Below are 16,541 nucleotides of genomic sequence, written 5' to 3'. Positions count from 1 at the left end.
AGGACTGCCACCTTCAGATTGGAAAAGAGTGTAAAAGATTAAGAGCGTAAGAGTGAAAAAGTTGAAAGGAAATGTACAATGAGACCTGTAATGGTTATTGTCCGCGATGGTTGGGGTTACAACGAAAACCCCAAAGGAAACGCCGTGATGGCAGCAAAAACCGTAAACATAGATGCTTACAAAAACAAATATCCCTGGATTTTAATCGAAACCTCCGGCGAAGCGGTCGGCTTGCCCCCTGGCTTTCAGGGCTCCAGTGAGGTTGGGCACTTAAACATGGGCGCCGGACGCGTGGTAATCCAGGAGTTAAAAAGGATTGACGACGGCTTCAAAGACGGTTCAATCTTTAAAAATGAAAAGTGGCGCGCGTTAATTGACAACTGGAAATCGAATCAGTCGCGCCTGCATCTCTTTGGCTTGCTGCAGGATGAAGGCGTGCACGCCCACATGGATCACCTGTTCAAAATCATGCGGCAGGCGCGCAAAGAATATCCGCAAGGCGAAATCGTCATTCATCCTTTTCTGGACGGACGCGACACTCCCCCGCGAAGCTGCATGGAGTATCTGGCCAAATTAAACAAAGTAATGCAAGAAGTAGGAAGCTGCCGCATCGGTACGGTGATGGGACGCTACTATGCAATGGATCGTTCACGCGATTGGACGCTGACCGACCAGGCTTACAACTGCATTGTTAGCGCCCAAGGACGCCGCGCCAGCTCCGCCGAACAAGCCGTTAAAGAATCCTACGAAAAAGACAGAACGCCCGATGATGTGGAGATGTTCGACGAATACATTCCGCCTTATGTCATCGGCGACTACGATGGCGTGCACGACGGCGACAGCGTTTTTCACACCAACTACCGGCAGGACCGAGCCATTCAATTGAGCATGGCTTTTGTTGAAGACACCTATCCTGGCCAGCGCAGCAAACGGCCAAAAGTAATTTATCTGGGATTTACCCAGTATTACGACGAATTTGAAAACTATTTGATGGCGTCCATGACCTCTTCCGGCAATATGGAAAATATTTTAGGAGAAGTACTTTCTAAGGCCGGCTTAAAGCAACTGCGCATTGCGGAAACGCAAAAGTTCAGACACGTAACCAGCTTTTTTAACGGTAAATTAACCACGCCTTTTCCGGGAGAAGATCAGGTTGAAATCAAAAGTACAATCGATCCCGCCGCCTACGCCAGTCACCCGGAAATGGAAGCCTACCGCGTGACCGAAGAGCTGTTAAAGCGGCTGGAAAACAATCCCTATGCTTTTATTCTGGTCAATTACGCCAACGGCGACATGGTGGGTCACACCGGCGATTTCGAAGCCGCTAAAAGAGCCATCGAAGTGGTGGACGAATGCGTGGGGCGCATTGTCAAACGCATGCTCGAACTGGACGGCCGCATTTTAATCACTGCCGACCATGGCAACAGCGAACAGATGATCGATTACGAAACGGGCATGGTTAAAACCAGCCACACCACCTTTCCGGTTGAATTCATTTACGTGGCCAAAGACGCTCCCGGCGTACAACTTAAAGAGACCGGAAAACTGGCCGACATCGCGCCCACGGTTTTAAAATTACTCGGACTTCCCATTCCCGATGAAATGACGGCCGATGTGCTGATTAAGTAATCTCTTTGATTGGCGTTTAAATTCTTCTCTTTTTTAAGCAAAAAATACACTGGCCGATTAAAAAATCGGCCTTTTTTTTGTGCACACCAATTATCGATTTTTTTTCTATTGTTCGCCTCAAAAACTCCGATAATCATGAATAAATGGCCGTAAAAACGTATGAATAGAAAGAATCTGAAATGTCCAAGTTTAATCCATTTTCGCTGAAAACTCGAATTTTTTCACACATTCCTGAATTACAAAAGGAAGCCGACTTAGAAATCATCAAACGAGCGCAGTTGGGCCCGGTAATGTATGTTGCCCTGATCTTATTAATTTATTTCACAACCAATTTGGCAGAAGATTTTCCAGTCTTATTTTACTCGTTAATTTCTGGCCTTATTTTGTTAAGCATCGTCCGCACCATTTTTGGCTTCTATTATCAAAAAAACATCAATCTAAATCCTGATCGCTGCCGATTGGTCTTCTCTGCGTTAACATTAATTATTGTGAGTATGTGGGGATGGCTTGGCGCTTTCACGCTTTCATATTACGGAATTGATCCCACTTCGTTAACCATATTGGTAACGATCAGCGGTCTGGGCGCCGGCGGCATTTCTGCCTTATCCCCAAATTTTAAACTGACTCGCGCCTATCTTGTTTTGTTGCTCATGCCTTCGGTTTTAACCGGCTTATTGCTTGGCGACGCTAAAATTTTCGTCTGGGGCGTGCTCATTCTGTTCTTCTTCTTTTATCTCTATCTATTTGCCAGACGGTTTTATGAGGAATACTGGAACAGGCTTTACCAAAACTACATTTTAAGCCTTAAAAACATCGAACTGAAAAAAGCAAAAGAAGAGACCGAACGGGCCAACAAAGCTAAAGATGAATTCCTGGCCAACATGAGCCACGAGATTCGCACGCCCATGAACGGCATTCTGGGCATGACTGAATTAGCCCTGGAAACGCGACTCACGGCCGAGCAAAGAGACTATCTGAATGTCGTCAAATCATCCGCCGAAGCCCTGCTGGCCATCATTAACGACATTCTCGATTTCTCAAAAATTGAAGCGGGCAAACTGGATCTGGAAGAAATCGACTTTAACCTGTACGATATGATCGGCGACATGATTAAACCGCTGGCCATTAAAAGCAACGAAAAAAAGATTGAACTGGCCTACTTTATCGATCCGGACGTACCCATCTTCATTAAAGGCGATCCCATTCGCTTGCGACAAATTTTGATCAACTTGCTCGGCAATGCCATTAAGTTCACCGAAAAAGGTCAGGTGGTTCTGGAAGTATTGAAAGCAGAGCGTTTAGATGATAAAATCATTCTTAAATTTGGCGTTCACGATACGGGCATTGGCATTCCCAGAGAGGTGCAGGACAAAATCTTCGAGTCGTTTGTGCAGGCCGATACTTCCATTACGCGCAAATTTGGCGGAACCGGTCTGGGACTGGCCATTTGCATGCGCCTGGTCAGAATGATGAACGGTAAGATCTGGCTGGAGAGTCCTTCCACCTATCCCAGCCGCAAAAAAGGCGGCCCCGGCACCTCGTTCTTCTTTACGGCACAACTCCACGAGGCCGAACACCGGGAAACAACGCCCTATCGCATTTTGCAGAAAAATCTAAAAGGATTAAATGTTTTATTGATTGACGACAATCCGATCAACCGCAGTTATTTTCAGAAGATTTTAGAAAAAAATAAATTGCAGGTTACCACAGCCGAAAGCGCTTTTAAGGCGCTGGAAATCTTAAAAACCAATCAGCGCTTCGATCTCATTATCACCGACGCTCAGATGCCCGAGATGGACGGCTTTGAACTCTCCACTCAAATCAGAGCGTTAAAAAACTACAAAAAGGTGCCCATTATTCTGCTTACCTCTTCCGGCATGCGCGGCGACAGCGAGCGGTGCAAGCAAATCGGCATTAACGCCTACCTGCCCAAACCCGTAAAATTAACCGACTTTTTGAAGGCGCTACAGGTTACCCTGGGGCTGCCGCAGGAAGAAGAGGTGCAGCCTTCGCTGGTTACCCAATATACAGTGCGCGAAGTGCTGCCCAGATTACACATCCTGGTGGCTGAAGATAATCCGGTAAACCAGAAGTTAGCCATCCGTCTGTTAGAAAAAAACGGCTACTACGCCGATATTGCCAAAAACGGACTGGAAGTGCTGGAAAAACTCAAGAAAAATCATTACGACCTGATCTTAATGGATGTTCAGATGCCAGAGATGGACGGCTTACAGGCCACGCAAAAAATCAGAGAGCTGGAAAACGGCAAAAGTCACATTCCCATTATTGCCCTGACTGCGCACGCCATGAAAAAAGACATCGATATGTGTTTGAACGCCGCCATGGACGGCTACGTTTCCAAGCCCATCCGCAAAGAAGAGCTGTTTAAAGAAATCGAACGCGTGGCCGGCGCCATCGAGCATTAGTTCTCGCTCAAAAAGTTTTCGTCGTACATGTTTTCCAGGCGCATCTTATGCTTTAATTCTTCCAGGGCCAGCCTGTCGAACAATTCCTTGATCTGCTGATTTTCGGCGATGGACGCCAGGTACTGGTACAATTGATGAGCGCCAATTTCTCTTTGAATGGCGATACGCAACGCCGCTTCGTAAGTCATGTTTTCGTGCGCTTTCACTTCCGTAAAATAATCGCCCAATTTAAGATCGATGATTTGGTTTTTCGGCTGGTTAAAGTCGCGCCCCGCCTTAACGTTTAAAAGCAGCTCTTTGTGTTTTTGCTCTTCCACGGCAAATTCCAGCAGCACCTCTTTAATGGACTGCTTTTTAACCTTTTGAGACCAGAGTTCATAGAATGTTCTGGCTTCTTCTTCCTTTTCGATGGCAAATTGTAAAATTTCGTCGATATTGTTAAAGCTTAAATTTTTCTCTTGAACAGACATCTGCATTCCCTTACTTTTTATTCCACCAGCGGCCCTTTTTTGGTCAGATATTTGTTAATGAAGTAGGCGGCTTTTTTCCCGTCGGCGATGGCTCTGATGGCATCATCCGGCCCAAAACCGCAGTCGCCTCCGGCAAAGACATTTTTCACGTTGGTTTGTAAGGTGGTGGGATCGATGTCGAACGTTCCCCAGCGCGTGGTCTTAACGTCCGCCTGTGCGGCCATTTCGCTGTCCACCTTTTGCCCGATGGCCATCACACAGGTATCGGTCAGAATGGTAAAGTTCGAGCCCTCAATGGGAACCGGCCGACGCCTGCCAGAGGCATCCGGCTCGCCCAATTTCATGCGCAGACATTCGATCTCCAGCTTATCGCCTTTTTTACTAATTTTAACCGGCGTAGTTAAAAATTCGAACCGCACGCCTTCTTCTTTGGCCTCTTCGATCTCCTCGTCGTTAGCGGGCATCTCCTGCTCTGTACGGCGGTAGATCACCTGCACCTCTTTGGCGCCCAGGCGCACCGCAGAACGGCACACATCCATGGCCGTGTTGCCGCCGCCCACCACCACCACTTTTTGGCCCAGGTCCGGTCGTTCGCCTTCGGCAATACGGTCCAGAAAATCGACGCCAATCAACACGCCCGGCGTGTCCATCCCCTCGATGGGCATTTCCGTGCCCTTTTGCGCGCCAACGGAGATGAACACGGCGTCAAACGTTTCCTGAATGTCCTTCAGGCTAACATCTTTACCGATTTCCGTATTGTAGATTACTGTAACGCCGGTGTCCAGAATGGTCTTGATTTCGCGATCCAGCACCGCTTTGGGCAGACGATATTCAGGGATGCCGTAACGCAGCATGCCGCCTAATTGATCGTGTTTTTCATAAACCGTTACCTGATAGCCGTAATTGCGCAGGTAAAAAGCGGCCGTCAGTCCGGAAGGGCCGCCGCCGATGATGGCAATTTTTTGCTCATTTTGCGGTAAATTTTGACCGATGCCTAAAATCTCATTTCGCTTTTCGTGGGTATTATCGGTTATGTAGCGTTTTAACCAGCGAATGGCGATGGGCTTGCCGTTGTGCCCCAGGGCGCACACATCCTGGCAGCGCGCCGTACAAACGCGGCCGCACGATTCGGAAAAGGGATTGGTATCGTACAAAATCTTCAATCCATCTTCCAGACGGTTTTCGCGAATGGCGCGGATGTACTCCGGAATGTCCATGTGCGTGGGACAGGCTTCGATGCAAATGCCGCATTCCAGACAGCGGCTGGCCTCTTCCAGAGCCATGGTCACCGGGTAGCCTTTGGCCATTTCTTCAAAGGTATCTTTGCGGATTTCCGGTTCCAACACGGGCATGGGCTCCTGCTCGGGGTCCAGCAGCCAGGCTTCCTCGGTTCGTCGATAGCCTTTCTGATCGTCATTCCATTTTTTTTCATCAATGCCCGGCTTAAAGACCCATTCGTCCGCATTGGGCGTAACCCAGATGTAGTCATTGGACATGCCCAGCGACCCGGTTGGACACACATCCACGCAAAGCGCGCACCAGCAGCAGCGGCCGTAGTCGATTTGCGGACGCAATCCGCTGTCGCCTTTTTTGGCCGTAATAGGCGTGGCTTCCACCATGTCAATAGCTTCGTTCTGGCAAATCTCTTCGCAGGTGCCGCAGCCGATGCACTTTTCTATATCGTTGACATGAAAGCCGCGGTAGCGCTCCGCGCCTTCTCGTTCGGTGATCGGTTTTTTTATGGTAAATGGTTTTTCTAACGTGCGCTTCCAGGCCGAAAATGGCGAAAGTACATCTTTAAGACTCATTTTTTATTCCTCATTTACTTCGAATTCTGCGTTTAACGTTCGATTTCCGGAGGACAGGTTTGCAGCGAAACCATCAATCCGGCCACATCGGCGATGCTAAGCCCCACGGCCAGCTGTTCTAACAGGGCCATGGCGTGTGTGTAACTGGCGCCGCGCACATGAACGCGCCGGGGATACTCGCTGCCGTCGCTGACCAGATAATAACCCATCTCGCCGCGCCCCGTTTCGGCGCGCACGTAAGTCTCGCCGGCCGGAACCTTCCAGTGCAGCACATTGGGCAGCTTGACGCGCACCGGGCCTGTTCGGGGCATTTTTTTCAAAATCTGGCGGATTAAGTTGATGGAATTCAAAATTTCCTCTTTACGCAACAGGGTGCGTTCGTAAACATCCGATTCCGTTCCCAGAATGATTTCGAAGTCCAGTTGATCGTAAATCAGATAAGGGTTGTCTTTACGCACGTCGATGGCAACGCCGGCGGCGCGCGCCGTGGTGCCCGTGATGCCAAAAGGTTCGATCCAATCGGCAGGAATTTTACCCAGGCCGCGGGCGCGGGATTTAAAAACTGCGTTGTTAAACATCACCCTTTCGATGTCCAGTATCAACTTTTCCAGTTTTTGCAGCACCTCTTCAACGCGGCCGGGAAATCCGTCGTCCGGAAAATCCTGACGCACGCCGCCCGGCACAATGTACATGTGGTAAATGCGGCCGCCGGTCAGTTCTTCGAACAGATCGAGAATAAAGTCGCGATGGGCCACGCCCCATTGTCCGATGGGACTCAATCCAAAGGCGCCAGCCTGACCGCCCAGACCCATGGTTAACGAAGCCAGACGGATCATCTCCAGCACCAGGGCGCGAATCCACTGCCCGCGCTCCGGCACCTGAATGCCGGCCAGCTCTTCCACGGCAGCGGCGAACAGGTATTCGTTGTAATCCGGTTCGGGCACACAAATGCGGCAAACGATGGGAAAACACTGTATGAATTTGCGGCGTTCCATCAGCTTTTCGAAGCCGCGGTGCAAATAGCCAACATGCGTTTTACACTCCACCACCACGTCGCCCTGCAGCGTCAGTTCCAGGGCCATGTTGCCCGTTACACCAGGATGCTGCGGCCCATGCCATATCTTTAAATATTTGCCGGACTTTAAATCGAATTGTTTTTGCTCAGCCCAGAATGGTTCCCATGGACTGATCGGCGTTTTATTCGCCGCTTGCTTGTTTATCTCGATTGTCGCGGACAATTCTTTTGATTTCATATTTAACCTCAGCCTCTACACGGTAAAGTTTCTTTTCCATAATTTTTACAGGATCGCAGGACGCCCTTCCTTCGCGAGGAAAATAGGTCTCTTCCGAATATTTTTTGGTGTCAAATTCCTTGCGCATGGGCGGGATGTTGTCCCAGCCTTCCAGAATCATCGACTCATCCACACGTGGGCTGCCGGGAAAGTCGATGCCAAACATCTCTTTCAACTCCCGCTGGTAAACCTGAGCCGCCGCCCACAGATGATGGATGCTCTCCATTTGCGGATTTTGACGATCAATCTCTACGCGAACGGCAATGTCGCTGTGCAAACGGTAGTTGTGTAAAATGTACGTTAACTGAAACAGGTTGCGTTCGATGTAGTCCACGGCCGAAATGAGCACCAGATGGCGAAAGCCTTCCACATCCCTCAGGTACGTAATGGCCTGCACCGCCACATTTTTGTTGAGCGTAATAAAAGCCAGATTGCGGCGCTGCACATCGCGCGCCTGCACATAAAATTTTTGATCCAATCGATTAAGAATTTCTTCCATAGCCACCTACCAATTGTATTCCGGTAAATCCCAGTCCTTAATTATTTTTTTCTGATTGGCTTTATACCAGTCGAAATTTTCCGCGTATTGATTGGCCCCTTCGGCCTTTCCTTGTTTAATCATCTTTTTTAGTTCATTAAAACCGGCGATCAGCGCTTCTGGCCGGGGCATGCAGCCAGCGATGTAAACATCGACCGGCAGATAATAATCCAGACGATTGATGGTGTTGTAACTGTCAAAATACATGCCGCCGTTTACCGTGCAGCTTCCCAGGCCCAGTACAAATTTGGGGTTTTGCATCTGTTCGTAACTGCGGATGACGCGTTTGAGCGTTTTTACCGAAAGGTAGCCGCTAATGATGAATACGCCGGCCTGCCGCGGCGTGGGGCGAGGGAAAATGCCGTAGCGCGAAACGTCGTAGCGCGCCGTGTACAAAGGCGGCAGCTCGATGGAACCGCAGCCCGTCCCAAAGGCTAAAATCCACAATGAATTGGCCTGCGCCCAGTTGTAAAATTTGCGCACTATTTTGTTGGCCACCGGCGTCACCACTCTGGGCCGCGCGTCGCAAAAATAGTCCTGCGCGTTAAAGCCCTCTTCCATTATCTGCTTAAGTTCTTTATCGTCCATGGTTCTATCCTGATTTTGTTAGCTAAAAACTGTAAATTAAAACAGCCAGCACACCGATTAAGGTTGGCGCCTTAAGCAGCCAGCGTACCGACTGCTCCACCTTAAAACGCGGGAACACCACGCCCACCACCACGCAAAACTGGAAGATCAAAAAGGTTTTGATCACCATTTCCACAATGGATGTCGCACCGCCAAAGAACAAATTCATAAATAAGATCAATTTGGCCGCGGCAAAAACAGAGCGGTTGGATTGCAGCAACACCAGAAAGCTGCTGTTGTATTCGGTAGGCGGACCAACGGGGATTTCCTGCGGAGCCATGTGCACGTTAAACGGAGCGTGCATCATCATTCCCAGATAGGCCAGCATGCCGGCCGCGGTGGCAATGGGATTGGTGACCATGTTCCAGTGGGCGATGCCTCCCTGCTGGGCGGCAACGATTTCCGTAATGGAAAGGGTTTGATGCTGAGCGGCAAGAGCAATCACCGCCAGGGCAAACGGCACCTCAGAGGCCGTCACCTGCGAAAGGCCGCGCATGATGCCCATGGCCGAAAAGGGATGGCCGCCCTCTCCCGCGCCCAGAGCCATGCCCAGCATGCCAAAGAAGATGAAGTACATGACCAGCAGCAGATCGCCGCTAAAACTGAAATTTTGCAGCCAGGTTGATCCGTAAACCGCCGGAATCAGCAAATACAATCCGATGCCGCCCGCCAGGCGAAAGACGGGCCCTAAATAGAACATGATGCCGTGCGAAACGGCCGTGCGCATGGAAAAACTTTTTAAAATATCCACATAAGGCTGCCAGATGGGCGGGCCGATGCGCCCGTGAACGCGGGCAATGATCTTCATCGTAACGCCGATCAACAGCAAACCGTAATTAAAAATCAAAAAGAGCGATGCCAGTGCGTAGCCGATCTTCGTCCAAATCGCTTCCATCATTTAACTCCCATCATCAAATAAAGCGCCAAACCAAGAACAAAAATAAACAGGGCGTATGTTTGCGCGTTGCCGGTGTACATTAAACGCAAGCCCGCGGCCAGGCTATGACTCCATTCGCCAACCGCCGCCCAAAAACGCCTGACCAGCGGCTTTAAAATGGGCGCCATGGCTCTTTGATAGGGCGTAAAAAATTGATACGCGTAGTGCGTGGTTTCCGGCATTTCCGGTTTTTCCGCGGCAAACACAATGTTAAAAGGCTTTACCTTTTGCGGACGTGGGTTGATTATGAACAGATACACTAAAAGCAGAACAAAAATCACGCCCACCATAATCATGGTAATGGTTCCATTCCAGTAGCCCAGCGAACTGTACACCGTCAGGTTGCTCCACTGCAAAGTTGTGGCGAACAGCGGATCGATCATGGTTGAGATCGGCTTTAACAACAATGCCGGATGGGCTGAAAAGATCATAATGACCATGATTAAGATGAACTGCGGAATCAAAAACCAGACGGGGGCTTCTTTGACTTTTAATTGATCGGGCTTGGGCATGCCTAAAAAGATGGAATGGATTAATCGATAGCAGTACAAAAAGGCGATGGTGCTGGCAAAAAAGGCCAGGCCGGTTTGCAGGTACCAGCCCTTTTCAATTAGGGCCTCGTAAAGCAGCCATTTGCCCCCAAAGCCGGTTAAAGGCGGCACGCCGCTCAGAGCAATAATGCCGATCAAAACAGAGACGAACGACAACGGCATTTGTTTAATCAATCCGCCCATTTTGTACATGTCGCGCGTGCCGGTGCGGTAAATAACGCCGGCGATGGCCAAAAAGAGCAGCCCCTTAAACAGCAGGTGGTTTAAAGTGTGCCACAAAGCGGCCGCCCAGCCTAAATGACTCATAGCGGCCAGGGCGAGCAGAATGTAGCCCACCTGCCCCACGCTGGAGTAAGCCAGCAGCTTTTTAGCGTCTTCCTGAAACACGGCAAACAGCGTGGCAAAAAAGGCGGTTAACACGCCGATCCAGCCCAAGATGACGTTTAATCCAACGGACGCAATGTGCGGCGCGCCCATGGTGGCAAAAAGCGCCGCAAAACCAAAGATGCCCGCTTTGGAAAGTATGCCGGAAATGAGCGGCGTTACATCGTCTTCCGCTTCAGCGTACACGCCGGGCGCCCAGATGTGCAGACCAACGGCCGCAATTTTGATCAAAAAGCCGACGCTCATTAACAGGTAAATGGCGGCTGAATAGGGATTGACTGCGCCAAGCGCTTTGAGTGCGGGATTTAACGGAAACACAAAGTGGGCCAGGGCAAAAGCGCCTAACATGACGTACGCGCCGCCCAGGCTGAATAGCACATAAGCTAGCGCCGGGCCTTGCGCTTTGCGTCCGCGTAGAATGAGCAGGTAAGAGGCAGCGGTCATCAACTCCCAGGCAAAAAAGAACTGCAAGCGCGTATCGGCCAAAATCAGGTTGGAAAGCGAACCCAGCATTAACAGCACCAGCGGAAAAAAACCGTACGATTTTTCCTGGCGATTCAGGGCGGCAATTAGCAGGACAGCGCCGCCGATTAAAAAGATGATGTTGAAATACAGGCCCAAACCGTTTAACATAGGCAAAATGCGGTAGGCGTAAAAAAGGACGGCTAAGATGGCTAACGTCCCCTTAACGCGAGCCGGAAGCCATTCCAGTAAAAGGAACGCCATAGCGCCTGATAACGGCAGAAACAGTATGGCGTTGTGCGGCAGATAATGGCTGGCAACGCCGTAGCTAAAAACCAGTGAGGCGACGACAAACGTCCATAAAGCCGCATGTTGTTCGAGCCGGCCTGCCTTCCACTCCACTGCAAGATCGTTTGGCGCAAAAGCTTTGCCGAACCAGCGCAGCAGATAAACCGCTTCGAACATAGAGCCGATCAGCAAAATAGCAATCCACCAGAACATTTTGTGTTCGGCCATGGCCATAATCAACGACCATTTGCCCCAGAATCCGGCAAACGGCGGGAAGCTCAGCAGGGCCAGCACAAAAAATCCAAATAAAAACTGCAGGGCCGGCCGACCGCTTAACACGCGCCAGTCTTCAATAGAATCTCTGTTAACCAGACCCGCAAGCCAGTACAAACCGGCCTTGGCCAGAAAGTGGTTGAAAAAGAGGGCGACGATGATCACTCCAAAAACATGTAAAGCAGGGTCAAATACCTGACTTAAACTCAAAACCATCAGCAGCAGGCCCATTTGCCCGACCGATGAGTAGCCTAACATGCGCGTGGTGACAGTTTGCTTTAAGCCCATCCAGTTGGAAAAGAAAAAGGTTGCCAGCCCCAGGCCGGCGGTCACCTTAATCCAGCCCACGGGCAGCAGGGGCATAATTTTGTAGAAGGCGAAGAACACGGCGCCCGATGTTCCGGCAGAAATGATGGCCGCAATACCGGGATGGGCGGCCTGGTACACATCTAACGCCCAGCCGTTGGCCGGGAATTGCTTCATTTCAATAATAAACGATAAAAGCAGCACAAAAAGCCCGCCCATGATCAAATAGACCGGCGAGGCGGCCAGCGACATGCTCGCCAGATCATCAATATTTAACGTGCCCGTAAAGCGGTACAAAAGAATGATGCCTAACAGCAAAAAGATAGAAGCAATGCTGCCGGCCACCATGTACTTAAACCCGGCGATCAGGGCCTTCAGATTTAAGTCCATACCAATCAAAGCGTAGCTGGCAATGGAGGTGATTTCGATAAAGACAAACAGGTTAAAGATATCGCGCGTCATAACCAGACCATTCATGCCCAGGACAACCAGTAAAAACAGCGCCAGGGCGCGGATGCCAATCTGATTCAAATGGCGCAGCAGATAGATGCCGCCGATAAGCGCCAGAAAATTTATGCCGCTCAAAAAGACGGCTTCTTTTAAGCCCATTTGCAGATTAATGGAAAGCGGCGGCTTAACCCCGGCCGTAAAAATCTGCACGCCTTCCATGCCCTGCCAGCCCAGGCCCCACAACCACTGCCCGGAGATAAACACCAGGCTGGCCAGAGCCGCAAGAAAGATGAAATTTATAAAAGCTTTTCCTGCTCGTTCCAGAACAGGCAGTAAAAACGCCACGCCCAGAGCAATCGCAATCATATAAATAGGTGCTACCATTTCATATCCCTGTAGTCGCTAATGTCCAATGATTTTTTCTGTTGATAAAGACGAATCACAAAAGTAAGCATCAAAGCATTCACCGCCACGCCGATCACAATGGCCGTTAGAACCAGCGCCTGCGGAACCGGATCAACCACTTTTAGCGCGCCATGTAATTTAAGCGTTTCGGAATTTAAGATGGGCGCGGTACGACCATTAATGTAGCCGATGGCAATCATCGCCAGTTGCAAACCGCTTTCGGCAATGGCAATGCTTAATACCATTTTGATCATGTTCCGGCGCGTTAACAGGCCCCAGAAGCCGATCAACATCAATAAAAATCCAATTCCCAGTACAATTGTCATCTTAATACCCAGTTTTTATTGTTCTTGTTTTAAATTTTCCAGCACGCCCGCCAGTTCAGCGCCGACTTTTAAACCGATAAAGACATAAATCAATGGGATGGCGCCGGCGCTCAAAATGGCGCCGTAGGTTCCCAATGGCAGGATACGGTTATCCAGAAAACCGCCGGCCAACAGCAACCCCAATACGCCCACCAGCACATAGCTCACGCCGGAAGCCGATTCCACCCAGCCCAGCACCGTGTGGTTGAGGCGGTAGTCGGGAAAGGTTAAAAGCATTAGCAGCATGGCCGAGGCGATCACGGCCCCGCCCTGGAATCCGCCTCCCGGCGAAAGATGGCCATTGATAAAGATGTAAACGCCAAACATTACAATAAAGGGCATGAGCAAAGAAGAGCCGGTTTTCAGAAATTCGCTGGCCGGCCGTTTGTTTTCTTTGTTTTGTGTCGAATTTTTTCGGCGGCGCAGTAAAAGGGCCACGCCCGTTGCCGCCAAAAACAACACGCTCACCTCGCCCAGGGTATCCAATCCACGATAGGTAACCACAATGGCCGTGACCACATTAACCGCTCCCAGTTCCTGCGGTTCGCGTTCCACATAAGCCCTGGCCACGCCGTTCAACTCGCTCATCGGCAGCCAGTTAATTAACATCTTTCCGAAAATAAAAGCGAAGCCTAACAGCACCATAAAAGAGATGACGCGTTTAATCATGCTCTACCTCCTGTTCGCGCGTTTTTTTGACGGCATAAATGAAGATAGCGGTGGACAATCCGGCGCCGATGGCAGCTTCGGTCATGGCCACGTCCGGAGCGGCTAAAATCAAATACAGCACGCTGGCGAACAAACTAACAATCCCGCCGGCAACCACAGCCGCAATCAGGTTATTAAAATAGACGGCGGCCAGAGCGGCGACCACCATCCCGATGCCAAGCAAAATAACGATCAATGTCATAGTAATTCCGCCTCCGGAGTTGTGGAATGTTTTTCTTTCTTTTCATCTTTCGAAAGCCTGTCTTCAACGGTCTTTCTGGTTAAGGGAATGCCTCTAAAATGAGCTGCCCGCGCCAGCGCATGGGAAGAGAGCGGATTGGTGGTAACCAGAAAGGCGACCAGAATAAAGGTTTGCCAGAACCAGGGCAGGTGATAAATCCCGATGCCCAGCAGGGTTAAAATGCTGCCCAGGGTGGTCGATTTGGTGCCGGCCTGCATCCGGTTGTACAGGTCGGGCATCCTTAATATGCCCAGAGCGCCCAGGAACAAAAACAGCGAGCCCACCAGAGCAATGAGAGCTCCGATTAAACGAATCGCTTCCATTACAGCCCTCCTTCCAGATAGCGGGCCACGGCAATAACGCCGATAAAACTGAGAATGCCGTAAACCAGCGCCACATCCAGGTAGATCGTTCGCCCGCTGTAAAGCGCGATAAAAACGATCAGCGACGTTGAAATAATGGTCAGCGTGTCCAGCGCCACCGTCCTGTCCGCTGCCGAAGGCCCCAGCACAAAACGGGCGCCTGCCACCAGCACGGCAAGCATGGCGATTACCGTTGCAATATGCATGATTGTTTCAGCCAAAGATCACCTCCAGATATTTTTCAAATCCCGAAACGATTTTTTCCGTGGCGGCCGTCTCGTCAACGTCGGTCACATCGATCCAGTGGATGTAATAGTAATCGTCTTTCACATCCACGGTCAGAGTGCCGGGCGTCAAGGTAATGGAATTGGCCAGAATCATCCGTCCGATGGGCGATTTTAATCTGGTTTTAACGCGCACGATTCCCGGATTAATCGGGATTTGCGGCTTAACCACACGACGCGCTACATCAAAATTGGATTTTACAATGGAAATAAACAGGTAAAAGATGTAAGCAACAGAGTAAACGATTTTTTTGAGCGTCAGCGCGGGAAACTTGTTAGGCTTTGTAAAAACGAGCGATACCAGAAAAGCAAAGATAAAGATGATCGCCCAGTCGCTCATGTTGCGAGAATGGCTCCACAGAATATAAAACAGCAGCAACACCGCCGCCAATAAAACGGCGGAAACCAATTTGACCGCGGGATTTGTTTTGACTTCATTCATGACAGTAACTTTCCGGGTTTGTTCTGATTTTCACAGAAACGGGTAAAAAATTATTGTTCCGCTTCTTTGTTTTTCTCCAACCAATCATCAATAATATTCATCAATTTTTCGATGGACCACACCAGCTTTTCGCGAGAGGCGTCATCCAGCTGCGCAAAGATTTCGGCGTGTAGATCGCTGGCGCCCTTTTGCAATTTTTGCACCATTTCGCGCCCTTTTTTGGTCAAATAGACATTAATGCTGCGCCGATCGTCCAAAGAAATGCGTCGTTTGATCAAACCTTTTTTTTCCAGCAGAGTAATCACGCGCGTAACGCCGCCGGGCGTAAGGTCTAACCGTTCATTCAATTCTTTTACGCTCAGGCTGTCGGTATCATAAAACTGGGCCAGGCAATTAAATTCGGCCTGCGAGATGCCCATTTTTTTCACGAAGTACACGTCTTTTAAAGCGCACTTCTGGCGGAGCGTAAAGATTAATCGGGCAATGCTGTCAAAATCTTTTGCTTTGCTCAAATTTCACCTCCATAATATTTTACTTTGTAAATTATTTACAATTATGATTATTGTCAAATAAAATTTTTTATTAGCCAAAGCGTAAAATTATTAATCAGTCCACTTTAAAAAGGTATTAGTATCGAATTTCATTTAAATGGGACTATTGTTTTTATTTAAGTTATTTAAAATATATTCGTGTCCATTCTTGAAATTTGTGGTTTTTACACTGAACTCATTTATGATTATCCTTTTAACAATGACAATCGCAGGGAGTTTATTGCCAGAATAAGTGGTATTTTGGTCTACCCCCCCAAAAAAAACGCTATATCATAATTCCCTTTGAAGATTTTTAAACGATTTGCAAGAATAAACTTAAATGAGGCCAATGACATGGAATCAATGATAAAAATATCCTGGCCACAGACCGGCTTGTTTAATTTTGCAGTATAATTGAATAAGGGCTTACTCCGCCTGCTGTAAACACTTTTGTGGATAAGATTCAGAAAAACAACTCCATAATTTAAATGTACTTTTTTGAGCAAATAATTTTCACTATCGAGCATGAGAGTTTCAGATAATAAACTCAAAGCAATCACCTCAGTATCCGAAAACTTAGGTTTTTGCCAGGGACGTTTAACATTTCTATTATCATTTAATATATTTGATAAGTTTTTTGACAATAGATAAGATCATATCAATTTTTTCCTTCACTTATCCATGCTTAATCCTGATTTTGTTATTGATTTTTTTTTAGAATTGTAGTAACTGTGGACAAATTTATTAATTTGCATAACACCTC

General features: G+C 48.9%; 17 protein-coding genes. 2 read left to right on the top strand and 15 right to left on the bottom strand.

Annotated features, from left to right (window positions below):
* The first annotated feature begins 78 nt into the window (after positions 1-78).
* Both gpmI and Cabys_RS03655 read left to right on the top strand, forming a co-directional pair.
* Positions 79-1,629 (top strand): 2,3-bisphosphoglycerate-independent phosphoglycerate mutase, encoded by a 1,551-nt coding sequence (gpmI, locus tag Cabys_RS03660; protein WP_006928804.1) that lies wholly within the window; start codon positions 79-81, stop codon positions 1,627-1,629.
* A 179-nt stretch (positions 1,630-1,808) separates the two neighbouring features.
* On the top strand, positions 1,809-4,055 hold the full coding sequence (locus tag Cabys_RS03655) for a response regulator (RefSeq protein WP_006928803.1): 2,247 nt from the start codon (positions 1,809-1,811) through the stop codon (positions 4,053-4,055).
* Here the strand turns inward: Cabys_RS03655 and Cabys_RS03650 are convergent.
* From Cabys_RS03650 to Cabys_RS03580, 15 genes are all read right to left on the bottom strand, one after another.
* Positions 4,052-4,525, bottom strand: a complete 474-nt coding sequence (locus Cabys_RS03650) for a ferritin family protein (RefSeq protein ID WP_006928802.1) — start codon at positions 4,523-4,525, stop codon at positions 4,052-4,054. The two genes, Cabys_RS03655 and Cabys_RS03650, sit on opposite strands and share 4 nt — an antisense overlap.
* A gap of 17 nt (positions 4,526-4,542) precedes the next feature.
* Positions 4,543-6,333 carry an FAD-dependent oxidoreductase gene (locus Cabys_RS03645; RefSeq protein WP_006928801.1) on the bottom strand — a complete coding sequence of 597 codons (1,791 nt, stop codon included), beginning with the start codon at positions 6,331-6,333 and terminating at the stop codon, positions 4,543-4,545.
* 32 nt (positions 6,334-6,365) lie between these two features.
* A complete protein-coding gene (locus tag Cabys_RS03640) occupies positions 6,366-7,571 on the bottom strand; it encodes an NADH-quinone oxidoreductase subunit D (protein ID WP_218921396.1) in 1,206 nt (401 codons plus the stop codon).
* The gene (locus Cabys_RS03635) at positions 7,531-8,124 is read right to left on the bottom strand and encodes an NADH-quinone oxidoreductase subunit C (RefSeq protein WP_006928799.1); all 594 of its coding nucleotides are present in this window, start codon (positions 8,122-8,124) and stop codon (positions 7,531-7,533) included. Before Cabys_RS03635 ends, Cabys_RS03640 begins: the two co-directional genes overlap by 41 nt.
* A 6-nt stretch (positions 8,125-8,130) precedes the next feature.
* Entirely contained in the window at positions 8,131-8,751 is a 621-nt protein-coding gene (gene nuoB, locus Cabys_RS03630) for an NADH-quinone oxidoreductase subunit NuoB (protein WP_006928798.1), read from the bottom strand.
* Between the two features lie 22 nt (positions 8,752-8,773).
* Positions 8,774-9,688 (bottom strand): respiratory chain complex I subunit 1 family protein, encoded by a 915-nt coding sequence (locus tag Cabys_RS03625; protein WP_217183918.1) that lies wholly within the window; start codon positions 9,686-9,688, stop codon positions 8,774-8,776.
* Positions 9,685-12,825: a proton-conducting transporter transmembrane domain-containing protein gene (locus tag Cabys_RS03620; RefSeq protein WP_006928796.1), complete on the bottom strand. Its 3,141-nt coding sequence runs from the start codon at positions 12,823-12,825 to the stop codon at positions 9,685-9,687. The genes Cabys_RS03625 and Cabys_RS03620 overlap by 4 nt, the downstream gene beginning before the upstream one ends.
* On the bottom strand, positions 12,819-13,172 hold the full coding sequence (locus tag Cabys_RS03615; protein ID WP_006928795.1) for a sodium:proton antiporter: 354 nt from the start codon (positions 13,170-13,172) through the stop codon (positions 12,819-12,821). Before Cabys_RS03615 ends, Cabys_RS03620 begins: the two co-directional genes overlap by 7 nt.
* 15 nt (positions 13,173-13,187) lie before the next feature.
* A complete protein-coding gene (locus Cabys_RS03610; protein WP_006928794.1) occupies positions 13,188-13,880 on the bottom strand; it encodes a Na(+)/H(+) antiporter subunit B in 693 nt (230 codons plus the stop codon).
* The gene (locus Cabys_RS03605; protein ID WP_006928793.1) at positions 13,873-14,121 is read right to left on the bottom strand and encodes a hydrogenase subunit MbhD domain-containing protein; all 249 of its coding nucleotides are present in this window, start codon (positions 14,119-14,121) and stop codon (positions 13,873-13,875) included. Before Cabys_RS03605 ends, Cabys_RS03610 begins: the two co-directional genes overlap by 8 nt.
* On the bottom strand, positions 14,118-14,483 hold the full coding sequence (gene mnhG / locus Cabys_RS03600; RefSeq protein ID WP_006928791.1) for a monovalent cation/H(+) antiporter subunit G: 366 nt from the start codon (positions 14,481-14,483) through the stop codon (positions 14,118-14,120). Before mnhG ends, Cabys_RS03605 begins: the two co-directional genes overlap by 4 nt.
* The gene (locus Cabys_RS03595; RefSeq protein ID WP_006928790.1) at positions 14,483-14,743 is read right to left on the bottom strand and encodes a monovalent cation/H+ antiporter complex subunit F; all 261 of its coding nucleotides are present in this window, start codon (positions 14,741-14,743) and stop codon (positions 14,483-14,485) included. The genes mnhG and Cabys_RS03595 overlap by 1 nt, the downstream gene beginning before the upstream one ends.
* On the bottom strand, positions 14,736-15,248 hold the full coding sequence (locus Cabys_RS03590) for a Na+/H+ antiporter subunit E (RefSeq protein ID WP_006928789.1): 513 nt from the start codon (positions 15,246-15,248) through the stop codon (positions 14,736-14,738). Before Cabys_RS03590 ends, Cabys_RS03595 begins: the two co-directional genes overlap by 8 nt.
* Positions 15,249-15,298: 50 nt before the next feature.
* Complete coding sequence (locus tag Cabys_RS03585; protein ID WP_006928788.1) at positions 15,299-15,760, bottom strand: MarR family winged helix-turn-helix transcriptional regulator; 462 nt, start codon at positions 15,758-15,760, stop codon at positions 15,299-15,301.
* A 284-nt stretch (positions 15,761-16,044) separates the two neighbouring features.
* The gene (locus Cabys_RS03580; RefSeq protein WP_044281173.1) at positions 16,045-16,422 is read right to left on the bottom strand and encodes a hypothetical protein; all 378 of its coding nucleotides are present in this window, start codon (positions 16,420-16,422) and stop codon (positions 16,045-16,047) included.
* Between the last annotated feature and the right edge of the window lie 119 nt (positions 16,423-16,541).

Source organism: Caldithrix abyssi DSM 13497, assembly GCF_001886815.1.
GTDB classification, from domain to species: Bacteria; Calditrichota; Calditrichia; order Calditrichales; family Calditrichaceae; genus Caldithrix; species Caldithrix abyssi.
This window is presented reverse-complemented; position numbering and strand designations above follow the sequence as displayed.